Raw genomic sequence first — 15,566 nt, forward strand, 5'->3', positions numbered from 1 at the left:
GCACCGCTTACGGGGGTGGAGGTACCTGTTCCGATTCGGAACGCGGGGCCTGTTCCGACTCGGAACGGCCCCGCCGTTCCGGTTCGGAACGCCCGCCGTTCAGTTTCTGAACGGCCCCAGCCACCCACAGGCGCGGCCGTCCGCGCCTGCCGTGCGGCCCCCTCGGGGCCGCCGGCGCACCGCCCCGTCAAGGGGTGGTGCTCCCCCGGCAAGCGCAGCGCGCCAGGGGCGAGGTGCCGGTAAGCGAAGCGCACCGGCATACCTCGCTGCCGAGATTGGGTGACGCCAGGAGGGTCAGGTGCGACTCGGCGGCACCCTCTCGGCCTGGACGCTCCTGCACCCGGTCACCGGCCTGTCGTCGCTCCGGACCGGAGCCCCTCGGGCTCCGGTGGCCGGCGCTCGCGCCGGTCGTTCCCCTCGACCACCGGTCAGCACGCGAACAGCTCCGGCTGCGGTACAGGTACCGGTCCTCCACGGTCCGGTGGTGCCGGGCTCGGGTCGGGCTTGGGCAAGGGTTCGGGCTCCTGGAACTCCAGCGGCGTGGAGCCGTCCAGGTCGGACCAGACGTCGTGGCCCCAGGTGAGCTGCCAGGATTCGAGGAGGGCACGCAGGCCGGGGAGGCCCGCCCCCTCGAAGGCGTGCTGCGCGTCGAGGCGGCGGGTGGGGACCTTGAGGATCACCTGGAACCAGGCATCGAGGCGCACGCCGAGGACGTCGATGGCCCGCGGTCCCTCGTCAGGCTCGGGCACGGGCAGGTCTTCCCCGTCGTCGTCGTTGGTGTCGTGGATCTCCTCGTCGGTGCGGCCGTCGAAGTGCTTGGCCAGCGCGTTGAGGTTGTCGGACCAGCGCAGCCACCACACGCCCCTGATGGCGTCCTCGTACTCGGCCCACAGGGCCCTGTCCTGCGGGTTCTCGGTCTCGGCGTAGTCCTGGGCAATCTGCCACGGCGTCCGCCGGCCCTTGTTCCCCGTCTTGGTGAGGAGGCCGGTCATCTCCTTGGCGATGTACCGGGCGAAGGCCTCGACGTCGCCGTTGCGCGGGACGTCGAGGCGTACGCCGTACTTGCGGCTGAGGGTGTAGCCGCCCGCCCTGCCGACGGCCTTCTCCCAGCGCTGGAAGAGGATCTGCTCAAGCTCCTTGCGCTGGGCCTCGGTCAGGGGCCGGGCGAGGAAGTACGTGACGTGGAAGTGCGGGTGCCAGCCGTTCGCCGAGCCCCAGGTCGTCTCGAACACCCGGACATCTCCGACAATCCCGTACCGAGCGCGCACCTTCTGCCAGTTCTTGCCGGACTCACGTCCGAAGGCGTACGACCACGCCTTGCGCTGGACGGAGATCAGCTTGGCCAGCGGGGTGCGGCGGTAGTGCTTGAGCGTGAAGGTGCCCATCGCCAGGCCACCGCCGGTCTCGGCGCGCAGCTTGTCGAAGGGCGCGGGCAGCTTGGCGTCGGCGTTCGCCCAGGCCATCGCGGCGGCGGCGAGCTGGTCACCGCGGGCGGTCCTGACCCTGTTTCCGCAGACGGGGCACAGGTTGGCCTTGCGGCACGTGCGGACGTTGACCCACCCGGTGCGGTTCTTCGCCTTGTCGTAGCGGAGCTTCACCCTGCCGACGCCGGGGATCGGCAGGCGTCCGCACTTCGAGAGGGTGTCGTCCTCGGTCATCTTCTGGAGGACGATCCGCAGCTCGTGCCAGTGGTCGCGCTTCTTGTTCGCCTTCTTGAGCGCGGCCGAACCCGCCGACGGCGGCTCGCCGTCGGTGCTCCGGACCTCCTTGGCCTGGGCCGGGAGGTTCGCGCGGCGCGTCCCGGGCTCGTCCCCGATGTCCTCCGGCGAGACCTGTACGTGCTGCTCAGAGGGCTTCTGACGGGCGCTGAGGCCGGTGGGGGGGGTTGCACTCTCGCCCCCCTGACCAAGGCCCGCCTCCGTGCTCCCAACGGCATCAGACGGCCCCTCACCACCGGTGGGGGTCATCGGGGTTGCCGAGGTGGTGTTGCGGCGTGCGCGGGCCGCCGCGCGGATCTTCCGCTGACGGGCGTCGAACGCTTCGAGGGGGGACTCGTGGGTGGGGCCGAACTCGGCGCCGGCCAGGCGAGCCGCGTCGCGGCCGTGGGCCAGGCCGACGGCGGCGGTCTGGCCGAACCGCTCGACCCAGCGGGCGAACTGGGCGGCGTCGGCGTCGACCTCGACGGGCGGGTGCTCGGCAGCGTGGAGGACGGCCTGCCGGTGGCGGACGAGGTCACGCGGGGTGGGGCTGGCGGGGAGGTCGGTGGAGGCGGTGGCCTCCAGCTCGCTGCGGCGGTCCGCGCGCTCGTCGCGGTCAACGGCGGGAAGCTGGGGGACAAAAGCGGAAGAACCCGAGGCATCGGACGGGTGAGTGTCGGGCTCGGTGGCCCGGACAGGTGTTGCGGGACGGCTGTCCCCGGGTACGCTGATCAAAGCGTTGGGTCCTTGCTGTTCTCGCCGGCTAAGCGAACATCGGGTGAGGATCCACGTGGGGCGTCTTCCGGAACTCTCACATCCCGGGGCGCCCCGCTTTTTTATTGTGGGGGTGATCCTTTCACTACCCGGCGGTCAATATCCACTGCCGCACCAAAGTTGCCCGCGAAATCTCGTGGGGCGAACGAAAGGCCCGTGACGAATCCCGCGTCACGGGCCTTTCGTATTTGCCGTCCCGTCAGGCGGGAAGCAGGGTCCGGCTATTCGTACTGGTCGGCCTCGGCGGCGATCCGCTCATCCAGCTCGACGGGGTCGCGGGGGGCATCGGCGTCGATGTCGTCCTCGTCTGCGGGCCAGTGTCCGCCCATGTGGCTGGTGCGGGCGGAGACTGTGGCGAGCTCGGCGAGGAGCTGGCCGAGGATCGGGCGGGCGACGGCCAGGCGGCCGGTGCACTCGGCGACGGCCTGGATGGGGTCGGTGCCGTCGTCCATGCGGATCGCGTCCTCGTTGGCGAAGCGGACGAGGGCGGTGGACAGCTGGTCGAGGGTCTGCGGGAGCCGCTCGGCGAGGGTGCGGAGCGCGTACGCGGTGGCGCCGGCCTCGGCGGGGTTCTCGTAGCCCTTGTGGTCGAGGCCGATGGTGAGGTGGTTGAGCGCGCGGATCGCCTCGGCGGCCTCGGTGGCGAGCGCGGGCGGGGTCTTGGTGAGGTCCATGGTGGTCATCCTTCCGTGGTGGCGGTGGAGGCCGGGGCGGTCTCGCGGAAGTCGGTGGTGCCGCCGCAGGAACGGCTGCTGCCGGTGGCGCTGGTGCTGTACGGGGTGAGGCCCTGGGCCTGCCACATGTCACGGGCGGTCTGGACGTGGTTGGGGCAGACGTAGGCGGTGGCGTCGAGGTTGCCGTGGGCGGTTCCGCCGGCGGGGCTGTACGCCTCGACGGCGGTGGTGACGGTGCCGGTGCAGTGGTGGGGCATGGTGCCGAAGCTGATGGACATGGCGGTCTCTCCTACTGGGCGGTGCGGTCGGGGTCGTAGCCGGTGTGGTGGTTGTAGCCGCGGCCGATGAGAGCCAGGGCCTCGCTCTTGTACTCGGAGGCCGTGCCGGGAGAACCGATACCGAGGGCCGCGGCGATGTCGGCGCCGGTGACCGGGGAGGTGTCCTTCACGATCTTCTCCAGCTCCATCGGGTGCTGGTTCGCGACCACCAGGGGGTCGATGGAGTCGAGGAGCATGCGCGCGATGCGGCGGGCGCCGCGGGGGCGCTGCTTCATGCCAGCGAGGTCCTCGGCTTCGGTGGCACGGAGGGTGGCTTCGGCGGCACGGCGACGGGCTTCGGCTGTGGCGGCCTCGGCTTCGGCGGTCTGCTGCTGGGCGGTGGCGAGTTTCGCGGACTCCTCGGCGAGCTTCGCGGACGCTGCCTTCTCCTTCGCGGACTCCTCGGCTGCGAGGCGCTTCGCTTCGCGCTCGCGCCGCTCGGCGTCGGCCTTCTTCGCGGACTCCTCCGCGAGCTTCGCGGCCTCGGCCTCTTCCTTCGCGCGCTCGGCAACGACCTTCGCGGACTCCTCGGCGGCGGCCTCGGCGACGGCCCGGCGGTCGGCCTCGTCGGCGGCGCGCTTCGCGGCGGTGACGGCGGTGGTCGCTTCCAGGCGGGCGCCGGCGGTGGCGGCCTCGGCTCGGGCTTCGGCGATGCCAGTGTCGGCCGTCACCGACGCGCGGACGCGGTCGATCTCGCCCTGGATCCGCAGGCGCTCGGCCTCGGCTGCGGCCTCGGCCTTCTCCTCGGCGAGCCGGAGCTGGAGCTTGGCGGCGGCGGCCTGCTGGCGGCGCTTCTGGTCGTCAGCCTTCATCTGGTCGGGCAGGGCGAGGGCTTCATCGACGCTGAGGCCGAACTTCTTCATCTTCATGGGGAGCTTGTCCAGGACGCTGACCTGGCCTTCCTCGTGTCCAGCCTCCAGCTCCTCGCGGTGCTCCAGCCACACGCCGTAGATGGCGCGGCGGCGCTCCAAGTCCATGGCCTCGTCATACGTCTTGTCCCACTGCTTCATGCGGGACCACATGGCGAAGGTGGTGCGGGGGTCGAGGAACCAGCGGGCGAGCGGGGCGGACTGGCGGCCGAGACCCATCTCCAGGGCGGCGGCCTGGACGAGGTAGTCACGGCCCGCCTCGACGCAGACGACGAACAGGATCGGCATCGCGGCGTGCGGCAGGGCCTTGTCGAGGTTGTCGAGGACGGGGCCGTGGGCGGTGGCGTTGAACCAGATCGTGGCGCCGGTCATCACGTGGGCCATCGGCCGCAGCAGGCGGTAGGCGCGCCGGCCCCGGGAGACAGCGAACAGGTCGGCGGCGAGGAAGAGGACGATCGCGCCGTCGACGCCTCCGGCGAAGAGCTTGGCCTTGTTCATCGTCGGGAAGCCGAAGCGCTCGAGCCCGGCCATGGAGAGGTTGCCGAAGCTGAGGTAGAAGCCGACGAAGGCCACGAAGGGAGCGAGGAACAGGCAGACGACTCCGAGGGCGATGCTGGCCCGCTTGGTGGTCTGGGGGGTGGCTGCGGGGGCCTGGGCCGGGGTGTCGGCGAGGGTCGGCGAAGCCGGGGCCGGAGTCGGCGAAGGCACCGCCGGGGTCCGCGAAGGCGGGTCGGTGCGGGTCCGGGCCTGGGCGTGGACGCCGGGCTCGATGGTCGTGGTCACGAGTCTCCTCGGTGGTGGGGGCGAAGGTGCCCCGGGCGGAGCCGAAGCGTCCGCCCGGGGCTGGGTGGTCATGGTCCCTGCGGATCCCCGGTTGGCGAAATGAGTTCGATTCCGGGGGTGTCGGGGCGGTGGCGCTGCCCGCCGTTCGCGGGTGCCTTCCGCCCCGGGGTGGGCGAGATCAGCGGGCGAGGTGCTGGGCGGCCTGGGCGGCGACGGCGTCGGCGGCCTGGACGGTCGCGGCCAGTTCCTCGGCGGCGACGGTGGCGTTCCATATGGCCAGGGTGTTGGCCTGGCGGGCCTGCTCCATCGCGGCGGCTGCGGCCTGGCGTTCGGCGTCGCTCATCGGGCACCACCGAGGAGGGCCAGGAGGCGGATGGTCCAGGAGCCGCAACGGCGGCAGCTGTACTGACCCTTGGGGCCGAGGTGCATCCGGCGGCCGTGGCAGACCGGGGCGGTGTGGCGGCTGCTCATCACTTCCACCACTTCCGGGCGCCGGAGGCGTCCTGGTCGGTGGTGCCGGTGCCGGCGGTGGGCTTCTCCGTGGCCTTCTCGGTCCACCCGCCGGTCTGGGCGGAGTAGGTCCGGCCGTGCTGCTCGCGGTCGGCGTCGGTGAGGTTCGCGCCGAGGTCGGCCTGGGAGATCGTTCGACGGAATGCCATGCTGGGGTCTCCATCCCTGTGGGTGGTGGCCCCCGCCCGGGATCTGTCCAAGGAGCACCGGGTGGGGGCGTTCGTTTACTGCCGGGTGGTACTGCCGGATCTACTGACGAGGGCTACTGACGAGGGGTCGTCAGTGCGCTGACCTGCACTCGTCTGTAGAAACCGGGGACTACTGACGGCCGTCAGTAGCCGCGTCGGTGGCGGCGTAGCGGGTGTGCGGGGACGCTCCGAGGGCCTGGATCAGGCCCTGCTCGGTCCACGCCTTGAGCCACCCGCCGACCGTGTTCGCGGGGGCGCCGATCGCGTCGGCGACGGCCGCGCGCTTTATCCCCTGGGGTCCGGCCTGCCGGATGAGGTCGAACGCCTGGGCCTTGGGGTCGGGCCCGGCCTGGGTGGTCGGGGCGGGGGCGGCCTCGGTGAGCCAGCGGTCGAGAACCGTCCAGTCGGTGGCCTCGGCCGCGGGGGCCGGCTGCGGGGCGGGCTGCGGGGTCGGCTTCGGCGGCGGGGGGACGGCGCCCTGCACGCGGAGCGCGCGCACCATGTCCTGGACCTCGGCCATGTCGGCCCCGTCGAGCCACAGCGAGCGCAGCGTGGTGAACCCGCCGTCGCGGCGCAGGATGCCGGAACCGCGCTGGTTCGGGTCGAGGAGGTGGGTGGACCAGCCGCGTCCGGCGGCGCCCTTGCCGAGGATCGTGTTCGAGTCGTCGGCGTCGGTGGTGTACATGCACCAGCGCCAGACGACGTTGCCGGTGATCTTCTTCGGGAGGACGGTCGTGTCGTTGAGCTGGGTGGCCAGGACGAGGATGATCCCGAACGCGAGACCTCGCTGGGCGAGCTCGGCGAGGTCGCGGGTGATCGCGGCGCCGTGCTTGGGGTCGCCGGTGAAGACGGACACCTCGTCCACGACGACGACTTCGAGGGTGAGGCCCTCGGTGCCGACGAGGTCGGGGCGCTCGGCGAGCGACTCGATGCCCAGGGAGGCCAAGCGGCCGGCGCGCGACGCCATCTCGGCGACGAGTCCGGCGAGCTTCTTCTTGGCCTCCTCCGCCCGGGTCTTCGGGTTGTAGATGTACGTCTGGGCGAGCTGGGACCAGCGGAACTGTCCGGGGTGCTTGCCGTCGATCAGGTGCAGGCGGACGCGGGCATCCAGGAGGCATCCGGCGATGATCAGCCGCAGGGCGGCGCCCTTGCCGGAGCGCGAGGACCCGCCGAGGAGGATCGAGACGTCCTGGAGCCGGAGGTAGAGGAGGCGGCCGAAGACGTCGACGGCGACGGGGATCCCGCGCTCCCAGACGTCGACGTCGGCGAGCATGTCCGCGGTGCACAGCCGGACCTCGGCGAGCGGGTCGACGTCGAAGCCGATCAGGCGCACGGTCTTGCCGTCCGCGCCCTTGACCTGCTCGACGTGCAGGCGGGCCATGTCGAGGCCGAGTTCGGCCGCGACCTTGGAGCGGGCCTTGAGGACGTCACCGAACTCGGCGCCGGTGGTGTTGGGCAGGCGTACGACGGCGGACCAGTGACCGGCCTGGACGTCGGGCTTCTCCAGCAGGTCGACCTTGCGGCCTGCGGGGATGACCCGGCACGCGGCCAGGGCCTCGGAGATCGCGTCGACCAGCGGCTCGGGGTCCGGCTCGGCTCCGGCGCCGGGGGGCGGCCCAACCGGCATGGGGGGCATGGCGGGCAGGGCCTCGCTGTTGACAACGGGCTGCGTGGGGGCGGGCGGAAGGACGTGGGGGGTCTCGGCGATGAGCTCGGCCGGGACGGGGCGGGTGGTGAGCTGGAAGGGGCGCGGGCCGCGCGCCCAGGAGCCGAAGGCCCCCAGGAGCGCGGCGGCCGGGGCGGCCCACCACGTGGTGGTGACCGAGAGGGTCACGATCCCGGCGGCCGGGGCGGCGAGGACCGTGCAGCGCGCGGCGGCGATCCGGTGCCGGCGGTGGCGGACCTGGCCCGGGTCGAGGTTGGGGACCACGAACTCGCCCAGCGCCCGAAGGGCGGCCGTGTTGCGGTCGGCCTCGAACTTCGCGGCCTTGAGCGTGGCCTTGGCGGACGGGGTCAGGCCCCCGTCCTCCTCGGCGATGCGGGTGTACTTCTCGACGGTCTTGAACGCCTTGCGGGCCAGGCGCCGGTGCTCCTCCAGCTTCTCCTGGTGGGCCTCGGCGCGGGCCTTGACGATGCGGCGCAGGAGTTCTTCGTTGGAGACGGTGTGCGCGCCCGCCCAGTGGGCGAGGTAGATCGCGAGGTGCCGTGCTCCTGAGCGGGTGCGGTGCATCATCCGATCAGCACCTCCCCGAGCCACGAGAGCAGCGGGACACCGAGCATGGAGGCCCAGCCGCCGACGGCGGCGGTGATGCCCCAGGTGGCGCCGGTCAGTCCGCCGGACAGGGCGAGGGCGCGTTCGCCCCAGCCCTTGGCGAACCAGATGAACAGGCACAGGCCCACGACCATCACGAGGGCGATCCAGCTGCCGGAGTAGGAGAGGACCTCCCCGGTGGACAGGGGGACCGCACCGGCGCCGGACTGGCCGACCCCGATGTCGCCGACGGTGGAGCCCAGCTCGTTGCCGGTGCCGGTGAAGCCGCCGGAGATCTTGCCGAGGAGTCCGCCGGTGACGGCGGAGGCCATCACCATGGTGAGCGCGGCGCCGCCCCAGGGGAGCCAGACCTTGCGCTTCTTGAGGGCCTTGAGGCTGCGGCCCCGGGAGTAGTAGATGCTCATCGCGGTGACGCACATCAGGAAGAACCCGAAGGCCGCGCCGGCGCGGGTGACGACGTGGGTGAAGGTGATCAGGTCCACGGTCAGGCCCCCACGATCCAGGTCGAGATGAGGCTGCGGGTCGGGTCGGCGATCAGCGTTCCGCCGACGGCCGCGACCAGGAGGGCGGCGGAGACCCACCGGCGGATGCGTCCTCCGGTGGCCATGCCGACCGCGCAGAGGACCGAGGTCATGAAGGCGGTGGCGAACGCGGCGTCCACGGAGAGCTCCTTGGTCACCGGCAGCGCGACCTCCTCCGCCCAGATCAGGGCGGGGAGGGTGGCGGCTCCGATGATCGTGAGCGTCCGCAGCGGGCGCGCAGCCTTGACCGCGGCACGGACTCGGTCCCAGTTGATCGCGTTCGCGTCGGTCGGGTCGAGGTCCGGAATGTCGTCAAAGTTCTCCGACACAGTCATGTCAAACCCCCACAAACCGGGGGTCGAGGAGCTGGCGCTCCGAGGGGCTAGCGTGGAACACGGCAGTTCCCTTTCGCGAGGCGTGCTGCTACGGAGCCCCGCCCGCGATCTGTGGAAGGTGATCGGGCGGGGCGCTGTGTGACGTACGGACTAGCACCAAGCGAGTACGACGGTACTACACTGTGTACCTGAGTGCCACACCCTTGTAGCATCAAGTCCCGAGGGCAAGTGCAGAACTTGACCCGCCGTCACCAACAGCCCAGGAGCAACGGCCATGGACCCCACCGAAGTCGGCTACCTCGACATCACCGACCACTACCGCCGGCTCATCGCCGACCGGCAGATCACCGACGGCGCGCGCCTCCCGTCCGTGCGCGACATCGCCAACGAGTGGGGCGTCGCCACCAAGACCGCACAGCGGGCCCTCAAGGCCCTGTCCATGGAGGGCTACGCCACCGCAGTCCGCGGGCTCGGCTACGCGGCGACCTTCCGTCCGCACGACTTCGCGACCCTGCGCGTGCGGGTCAACGGCTCTCGGGAGCGCGGCGAGGCGTACGCCCCCGGCGACGAACAGCGCATCCTCTCCGCGAAGCTGACCCCCGTCGGCGGCGCGGTCTCCGAGGTACTCGGGATCGAGCCCAACGACCTCGCGGTGCTCCGCACCGGGAGCGTCACCCGCGCGGGCCGGGTCATCCGGATGTCGCACTCCTGGTTCCCCGCCGAACTCGCCGACATCGTGCCGGAGCTGCTGACCACCGAGTCCACCCCGCCCGGCAACGTCGCCCGCATCGAGGCGGCCACCGGCCGCAAGACGGAGCTCACCGCCGACCACTTCACCGTGGACCTCACCGGCCTCCAGCACGTCCAGGGCTTCGGTGTGCCGCAGGGGACTCCCGTTCTCGTCCGCACCACGGTCCGCCACGACGGCCAGGGCGTCATCGAGTACGGCACCACCTGGTTCCCTCGCAACGTGGTCCTGGCCGTCGAGTACAACGACCTCGCCAACAGCTGAGCCCAGCTCCAGACAAGCCCCCGCTCGGACCGCCGGCGGGGGCTTCGTCGTGCCCGGGACAGCCGTCTCCCACGGGAGACACCTCCCGCCTTCCCCTCACCTCGTTCTCGGCCTTACTCGCCGCAAAAACGGCCCGCGTACGCTCGACCTGCACCGGCTCCCACCTGCGGCTAGTCCGGTTTGCCGTCCAAGTTTGGTCCACCACCCAGTGATGGACCTCCCGATGGACTTGGGGGCGCCTACCGTCACATGGCACGCGTGGCCACCTGGTACGGCGACTGCGGGCGCGCTGGGCGTCCAAAAGACGGCCAGCGGCGGGGGAGGGGTGCCCGGGTGGCTGTCCGGTTTGCCAGACTTCCGGGTCCAGTTGGGCGCGGACCGTACCCCCGCCGTCAATCCGGACGGCGCGTGAGGCGAACGCACCCATAGGTCGTGGCTGGCGGGGAGCAGCTGCTGCCGCGCTCCGTCTGGGGTTTCGTGGTGTCGCTCCGCGTCGGTGCACACCGGCCTGGGCTGATGAGCGTGTCGTGATCCGCGTCCCCAACGTCCGCGGGGACCCACGAGCCTAAGCGCCGTGGGTGGGCGGCTCCCCTGGCCGGTCGGCCGGGCGAGTCGACCGCTTCTCCCAGTACGCCACCCTCTCCTCCCAGTCGGGCGCCTCCCCGGCCGCCGGCTCAAGGAACGACAGCGGGAGCTGAGCCCGTTCGTCCTCCCACCCGGGCAGCACCGGGGCGCCGGCCTTCTCCGCCAGGGCGGGGACGTCCACCGAGGTGCGCTCCACCGCCTCGGCGAGGAAGAGAGCCGCCTGCCGGTCCTCGCGCGCCCGGACCACCGGGGCCGGGGTCGGCCGCGGCTCCTTGGGCGGCCGGTCCTTCTTCATCGGCAGGCCCAGCTTCCGGGCCTCCAGCGCACGCTGCCGGTGCGACCGCTGGCAGTACCGCCTCGGCGTACGGGTGCCCAGCTGGCTCACCGGCTCGCCGCACCACACGCACTCGGGGTCCGGCACGACCCGGACCAGCCTCACGTCCTCGGAATCCACCCTCCGACCCTAGCCGTCACAGTGACGGCTAGGGGGGTGCACCGGATGGCGGGCTCGGCGTGACCTGCGGCGACGGCAGCACCGGGCAAGCCGTCACTGTGACGGCTTTAACCCGAACGGGGGACGTCACTGTGACGGCCTGACTTGCCGTCACTGTGACGGCTTTGGGGGTGCACCGGGTGGCGGGTTCGGTCCCACCTGCACGAACGCCGGGGGCGGGCGACGTCCTGGTGCTCGACGTCGTCCGCCCCCGGCGGCATGGGTCAGTCGTCGTACGCGGGCGCCGGCCGCAGCTGCTCGCGGGTGACGGGGATCGGGGCCGGGCCGGTGCGGGCCTGGTCGGCGCTGCGGGGCGCAGGACCCCACATCAGGCGCGGGCAGTGCTCGCACGCGCCCTCCGGGTCGGCCTGCCAGGGCCTGCCGCACCACTCGCAGCACTGGAGACCGGCCTGCGCGGCCATGGACTTCGGGAACAGGGTGGGGATGCGGTGCTCGAAGCGGATCCGGGCGGCGGTCTCCTGGTCGTGGAACGAGGCGAGCATGCACGCGGCGTGGAAATTGCTGCCCTCGGCGTGGGCAGCCAGCTCCAGCCATCCCATGGACCGGGCCTCGAAGGCTGCCGCCCGCCGGTAGGGGTCGTCCTGCCCGCCGGCGCGGTGCACTTGAGTCTCGTGGTCGATCACGTCGCCAGCCGCGTTGATGCGCCGGTCGATCTCCGCGTACGGCATCACCCGGTCACGGCCGAGGCCGTCCTCGGGGTCGTAGGCGTCGGGTGTCCGTCGGGCGGCGGCCTCGACGGCCGCCGCGGCTGCCGCGTACGGCAGGCCGGTGCGCTCCATGTGAGCGCGGATCTCCGCCTTGCGCTTGCTGTCGTGCTTGGGCACCTGGTGCTCCGATCCTGGCGGCACGGCCCACGCACTCACCGCCGGACGGGAGGACGGGCGCAGCACGTCGTCAGCATCACGGGGAAGTACAGCGCGCGGCCCGGGGGACCTTGGCCGGACGGCGTCACCGACTGCGTGGGCGTCGGCGACGGCGGCTCGGGCAGGCGCGTCCTGCCCCACCACCGACTCTACCGGCGCGACTTCGCCATGGTGGACGACTCCCACGTCCTGGTGCTCGTCCTCGTCCACCCCGGCCGCCGTCAGAAACCCGCGTGACTCCGAGCGAAGCGCGGGCAGTCGTAGTCGCAGTCCCCTGGGTCCTCGTGACACGGCTCGTACGGCTCCGACGGCCCCATGCAGAGCCCGCAGACGTACCCCTCGCCGTGTTCGCACTTCCGCTCATCGACCATGCCGCCACGATCACGCCGACGCGTACGAGCACCGAGCCGACACGCACGGCCAGAACGGGCACACCTCTTGCATTCCCCGCTCTGCTACAAACCTTGCTACAAAACACACCTAGGCATTCTTCAATGCGCCGGGCCCGTCAGACTGTTCGTATGAGCACCGCACGTCGGCCTCTCGGCATCGGTCCGGCGACGTCGCCGACTACCCCGTCCTCCTCCGCCTCTCGGGGTCTGCTGCCCGTCGAACGGGTCGTCGGCGACGTCCTGGTGGACGCCATCGACGAGGACCAGGCGGTGGTGCAGCCGCGGGGCCGGCGGGTCCTCGGGCCGGGCGGCCGGACGTCGACAGGGGTCTCGTAGGGAAGTAGTCGGCGTGCCGCAGCACCCCTTGTCGGGGGTCCTGGCCTGGGCGTTCGCCCCGGGACCGGACGGGAGCAAGGGAACCCGAAACGGGACCCGAAACGGCACCCGGTACGGGACTCCAAAGAGGACCCGAAAGAGGACCCCAAACGGAACCGCCGCAGACGCTCCGGTACGGGTCTGACTTCCCCAGACCCCTCTGTAGGGAAGTAGTCGGCGCGCCGTGGCCCCCTTGACGACGGGCTCTGACCTGGACGTCAGCCGTCACGGCCGAGGGCCTGGGGGCAACCTGTAGGGCTACTTGTAGGGCACCTTGTGAGGCCACTTACAGGGCTACTTGTAGGGCTACTTGTGGGGCAAGCCGCCGTCCGGCCTCGGCCACGGGGACAGGTGGGCGGTGTCGTCCGGCGCGGACGGCGGTGCACCACTGCGAGACCTGCCCGCGCCGGGCGATGCCGACCGGAGCGGGGGTCTGGGGGCCGGCGAAGGCCCCCAGCACCCACCGGTCCGGTCATAGTCCGTGACTCGGGCCCCGGTTCGACGGGGGCGGCTGGCGCAGGTGCGCGGGCTGCTCGTACCCGGCTCCGGGGTACCGGGGGCCGGCGGCCTTCCTCGACTTGGGGAGCGCGGCCCGGGCGGCGGCGGACCGGGCGCGGCCCTCGTTCTCCCGCTGGGCCTTGGGCATCTCCTTGCGCAGGGCCTGCTCCTGGCGGAGCTCGCCGACCCGCTTCTCGGTCCGGTCGATGGTGTCGGTGAGCCGGTCGACGTCCCTGCGGCCGTTGGACCGCTGGGCCTTGCCGTGGACCTGGTCGCGGTGGTGGGCGTCGCCGACGAGCTCGGTCCAGCCCTCGCGGAGGCGGGTGAGCTCGGCGGCCGGGTCGGGCAGGCCGGTCTCCTTCCGCGCGAGCTCGAACGCCTTGGACCCGGCGGTGCGGGCCTCGGCCGCGATGTCGACGTTCTCGTGGATTGCCTCGGTGGCCTGCTCGGCGCGGGTCGCCTCCTTGCTGCGGCTGGTCTCCATCCGCCACAGCGCCCACCGGCTCATGTCCTTGAGCCTCTTGGCCTCCCGCAGCTCGGTGCGGGCCTCGGTGGCGGCCTTGTCGGCGGCCAGGGCCGTGCGCCAGGCGGTGGTCGCCTCGGTGATGTGCGGCTCGGCCTTCTCCAAGCGGGCGAGGAGCTGGTGGAGCTCCCGGACGTAGGGGCCGGTGACCTGGCCGGTGACGATGGCGTCGCCTGTCCGGATCTGCTCCTCCGCCTGGGCCTTGGACCGGGTGAGCGCGGCGAGCTCCTTCTCCCGCCGTTTGATGGCGGCGGCCAGGCCGTCGTTGCTCATCCGGCCGTGGGGCCGGCGGGCCTTGTCCGTCCAGGCCGGGATCGGCGCCGGTGCGGCGGGCACCTCCTCGGCGGGCGGCTGCTGCCCGGCGGCGATGGCCCGCCACTGTGCGAGGAGGGCGGCGGCCGGGTCGGTGGAGCGGGCCGCCGGCTGCTGCTGCTCGGGCACGGGGACGATGGCGCGCTCGGCCTGGCCCCGGCGCAGGATCTCGGCTCCGCGCTCGGCAGCCGCGGCGAGCTCCTCGCGCGTCGGGCCGTCCTGCAGGACGGTCGACGTCGCGCGGGCGGCGGCCACGAGCTCGGCCCTCGGGTCGGGGACCGTGGGCGTGGCGGGGCCGTCGCCGAGGACCTTGCCGAGGTCGGCCCACCGCAGATCCTTCGCGACCTTCGAGGCCGCGACCCACACCGGGGCGTCCGTGGAGTCGGTCCACCCGGCCAGGGTGAAGCTGTAGCCGCTCATCCGGCCCGTGGACGGGGCCACGTTCGCGCGGAAGGACACCCCGGCGTCCTCGAGTCCGGACTCGAAGGCGGCGCGGCCGAGTCCGCGGCTGGCGTCCCGGACCTCGCGCACGATCCGGCGGAGCTCCTCGCGCTCCGGGGGCAGGGCGGTGTCGTGGGCCCGGCCGCGCCGGCGGGCGGCCTCCAGCTCGTTGTTGCGGACCTGCGGGCCCTCGGCCCGGAAGCGGTCGGCGGCGCGGACCAGGCCGTGCTCTTCCTCCAGGCGGTCGGCGGCCTGCCGGGCGCGGCGGTAGTCCCACCGGTCGGTGAGCAGCTGCCCGGACCAGTCGACCCGCGACACGGTGAGGTGCACGTGGTCGTCCCCGTGGCGGACCGCCACCCACGGGGCGCCGTCGAAGCCCATGTCGGCGACGAACGCCGTGGCGATCTCGGCCCACTGGGCGTCGGGCAGCACGCCGTCCTCGTCGGGCAGGGACAACGACGTCCGCCAGATCGGCGCCTTGATCTCCGGGCGCTGGCGGGCGGTGTGGTCGATCGCGCGGGCCACCTGCATGGGCGTGCCGGTGACGTTCCCGGCGACGATCCTCGGGTTGACGTGCTCGTCCCGGCGGCCGGGGCCGAAGTCGTACAGGATCGCACCGACGGCCTTGCGGCCCTTGGTGATGTTGGCGATCACTCGGGGTCCGCGGGGTCCATGGGCTCGATGCCCCGCAGCGCGAGGGCGGCGTTGCCGACCTGGAACAGGGCGCCCTCGATGGCGGGGTGGAGCGCGCCGTCCTGGTGGCTGTACCTGACGAGCTGGTTGAGGTTCGCGCCGATCCGGCACAGCTCGTCGTACGCGGCCTGCGTGACGGGGTCGAGAGGCGCCGGCCTTCGCTCGGCGCCCGGGGCCTGGCCGTCGCCGACGTCGGCGAGGCGGTCCTCGACCACGGCCCGGACCCACGCGCCGAGCTCCCGGCGGCCGGACTCGACCCGGGCCTCGTCCCACCGCTTCCGCTCGGCGTCGTTCAGCCGCACCGACACCGTGTGCTGCCGCTTGCTGCCCGGCGTACCCCGTGCCATCCGCTCCCCCTCGACCGTGCCCAGTCGCCAATTGGCGACCGGTCGACAAGTCGTATCACCTGCCCTGATGA

The 15,566-nt window shown here is 72.4% G+C and carries 17 protein-coding genes; 3 read left to right on the forward strand and 14 right to left on the reverse strand.

The window, feature by feature from the left end; all coding sequences use genetic code 11:
* Positions 1-428: 428 nt before the first annotated feature.
* The 10 genes from AW27_RS34225 to AW27_RS34270 form a co-directional block, all read right to left on the reverse strand.
* A complete protein-coding gene (locus AW27_RS34225) occupies positions 429-2,432 on the reverse strand; it encodes a rep family protein (RefSeq protein WP_037931019.1) in 2,004 nt (667 codons plus the stop codon).
* Positions 2,433-2,692: 260 nt separating this feature from the next.
* Positions 2,693-3,154 carry a hypothetical protein gene (locus AW27_RS34230; RefSeq protein ID WP_037931023.1) on the reverse strand — a complete coding sequence of 154 codons (462 nt, stop codon included), beginning with the start codon at positions 3,152-3,154 and terminating at the stop codon, positions 2,693-2,695.
* Positions 3,151-3,423, reverse strand: coding sequence for a hypothetical protein (locus AW27_RS34235; RefSeq protein WP_037931026.1), 273 nt, complete (start codon positions 3,421-3,423; stop codon positions 3,151-3,153). Before AW27_RS34235 ends, AW27_RS34230 begins: the two co-directional genes overlap by 4 nt.
* Positions 3,424-3,434: 11 nt before the next feature.
* Complete coding sequence (locus AW27_RS34240) at positions 3,435-5,114, reverse strand: DUF2637 domain-containing protein (protein ID WP_037931028.1); 1,680 nt, start codon at positions 5,112-5,114, stop codon at positions 3,435-3,437.
* A gap of 178 nt (positions 5,115-5,292) precedes the next feature.
* Positions 5,293-5,457: a hypothetical protein gene (locus AW27_RS34245; RefSeq protein WP_157840349.1), complete on the reverse strand. Its 165-nt coding sequence runs from the start codon at positions 5,455-5,457 to the stop codon at positions 5,293-5,295.
* On the reverse strand, positions 5,454-5,585 hold the full coding sequence (locus AW27_RS34250) for a hypothetical protein (RefSeq protein WP_269084610.1): 132 nt from the start codon (positions 5,583-5,585) through the stop codon (positions 5,454-5,456). The genes AW27_RS34245 and AW27_RS34250 overlap by 4 nt, the downstream gene beginning before the upstream one ends.
* Positions 5,585-5,773 carry a hypothetical protein gene (locus AW27_RS34255; RefSeq protein ID WP_037931031.1) on the reverse strand — a complete coding sequence of 63 codons (189 nt, stop codon included), beginning with the start codon at positions 5,771-5,773 and terminating at the stop codon, positions 5,585-5,587. Before AW27_RS34255 ends, AW27_RS34250 begins: the two co-directional genes overlap by 1 nt.
* 169 nt (positions 5,774-5,942) lie before the next feature.
* Positions 5,943-8,045, reverse strand: coding sequence for an FtsK/SpoIIIE domain-containing protein (locus tag AW27_RS34260; protein WP_037931033.1), 2,103 nt, complete (start codon positions 8,043-8,045; stop codon positions 5,943-5,945).
* Positions 8,042-8,566, reverse strand: a complete 525-nt coding sequence (locus AW27_RS34265) for a hypothetical protein (protein ID WP_037931036.1) — start codon at positions 8,564-8,566, stop codon at positions 8,042-8,044. The genes AW27_RS34260 and AW27_RS34265 overlap by 4 nt, the downstream gene beginning before the upstream one ends.
* Before the next feature lie 2 nt (positions 8,567-8,568).
* A complete protein-coding gene (locus AW27_RS34270) occupies positions 8,569-8,940 on the reverse strand; it encodes a hypothetical protein (RefSeq protein ID WP_157840350.1) in 372 nt (123 codons plus the stop codon).
* A gap of 274 nt (positions 8,941-9,214) precedes the next feature.
* On the opposite strand from AW27_RS34270, the gene AW27_RS34275 reads away from it, so the two are divergent.
* Positions 9,215-9,952, forward strand: a complete 738-nt coding sequence (locus AW27_RS34275) for a GntR family transcriptional regulator (protein WP_037931040.1) — start codon at positions 9,215-9,217, stop codon at positions 9,950-9,952.
* 565 nt (positions 9,953-10,517) lie between these two features.
* Here AW27_RS34275 and AW27_RS34280 read toward each other — a convergent pair.
* Both AW27_RS34280 and AW27_RS34285 read right to left on the reverse strand, forming a co-directional pair.
* The gene (locus AW27_RS34280) at positions 10,518-10,991 is read right to left on the reverse strand and encodes a hypothetical protein (protein ID WP_037931043.1); all 474 of its coding nucleotides are present in this window, start codon (positions 10,989-10,991) and stop codon (positions 10,518-10,520) included.
* 263 nt (positions 10,992-11,254) lie between these two features.
* Positions 11,255-11,875, reverse strand: coding sequence for a hypothetical protein (locus tag AW27_RS34285; RefSeq protein WP_037931044.1), 621 nt, complete (start codon positions 11,873-11,875; stop codon positions 11,255-11,257).
* A gap of 135 nt (positions 11,876-12,010) precedes the next feature.
* On the opposite strand from AW27_RS34285, the gene AW27_RS34290 reads away from it, so the two are divergent.
* The gene (locus AW27_RS34290; RefSeq protein WP_157840351.1) at positions 12,011-12,151 is read left to right on the forward strand and encodes a hypothetical protein; all 141 of its coding nucleotides are present in this window, start codon (positions 12,011-12,013) and stop codon (positions 12,149-12,151) included.
* Positions 12,152-12,435: 284 nt separating this feature from the next.
* Positions 12,436-12,642, forward strand: coding sequence for a hypothetical protein (locus tag AW27_RS34295; RefSeq protein WP_037931046.1), 207 nt, complete (start codon positions 12,436-12,438; stop codon positions 12,640-12,642).
* A 511-nt stretch (positions 12,643-13,153) separates the two neighbouring features.
* On the opposite strand, the gene AW27_RS34300 is transcribed toward AW27_RS34295, so the two are convergent.
* Both AW27_RS34300 and AW27_RS34305 read right to left on the reverse strand, forming a co-directional pair.
* The gene (locus AW27_RS34300) at positions 13,154-15,109 is read right to left on the reverse strand and encodes a relaxase/mobilization nuclease domain-containing protein (protein ID WP_037931048.1); all 1,956 of its coding nucleotides are present in this window, start codon (positions 15,107-15,109) and stop codon (positions 13,154-13,156) included.
* The gene (locus AW27_RS34305) at positions 15,106-15,495 is read right to left on the reverse strand and encodes a hypothetical protein (protein WP_052031417.1); all 390 of its coding nucleotides are present in this window, start codon (positions 15,493-15,495) and stop codon (positions 15,106-15,108) included. Before AW27_RS34305 ends, AW27_RS34300 begins: the two co-directional genes overlap by 4 nt.
* Between the last annotated feature and the right edge of the window lie 71 nt (positions 15,496-15,566).

The sequence above is a fragment of the Streptomyces sp. PCS3-D2 genome, from assembly GCF_000612545.2.
Taxonomy (GTDB): domain Bacteria; phylum Actinomycetota; class Actinomycetes; order Streptomycetales; family Streptomycetaceae; genus Streptomyces.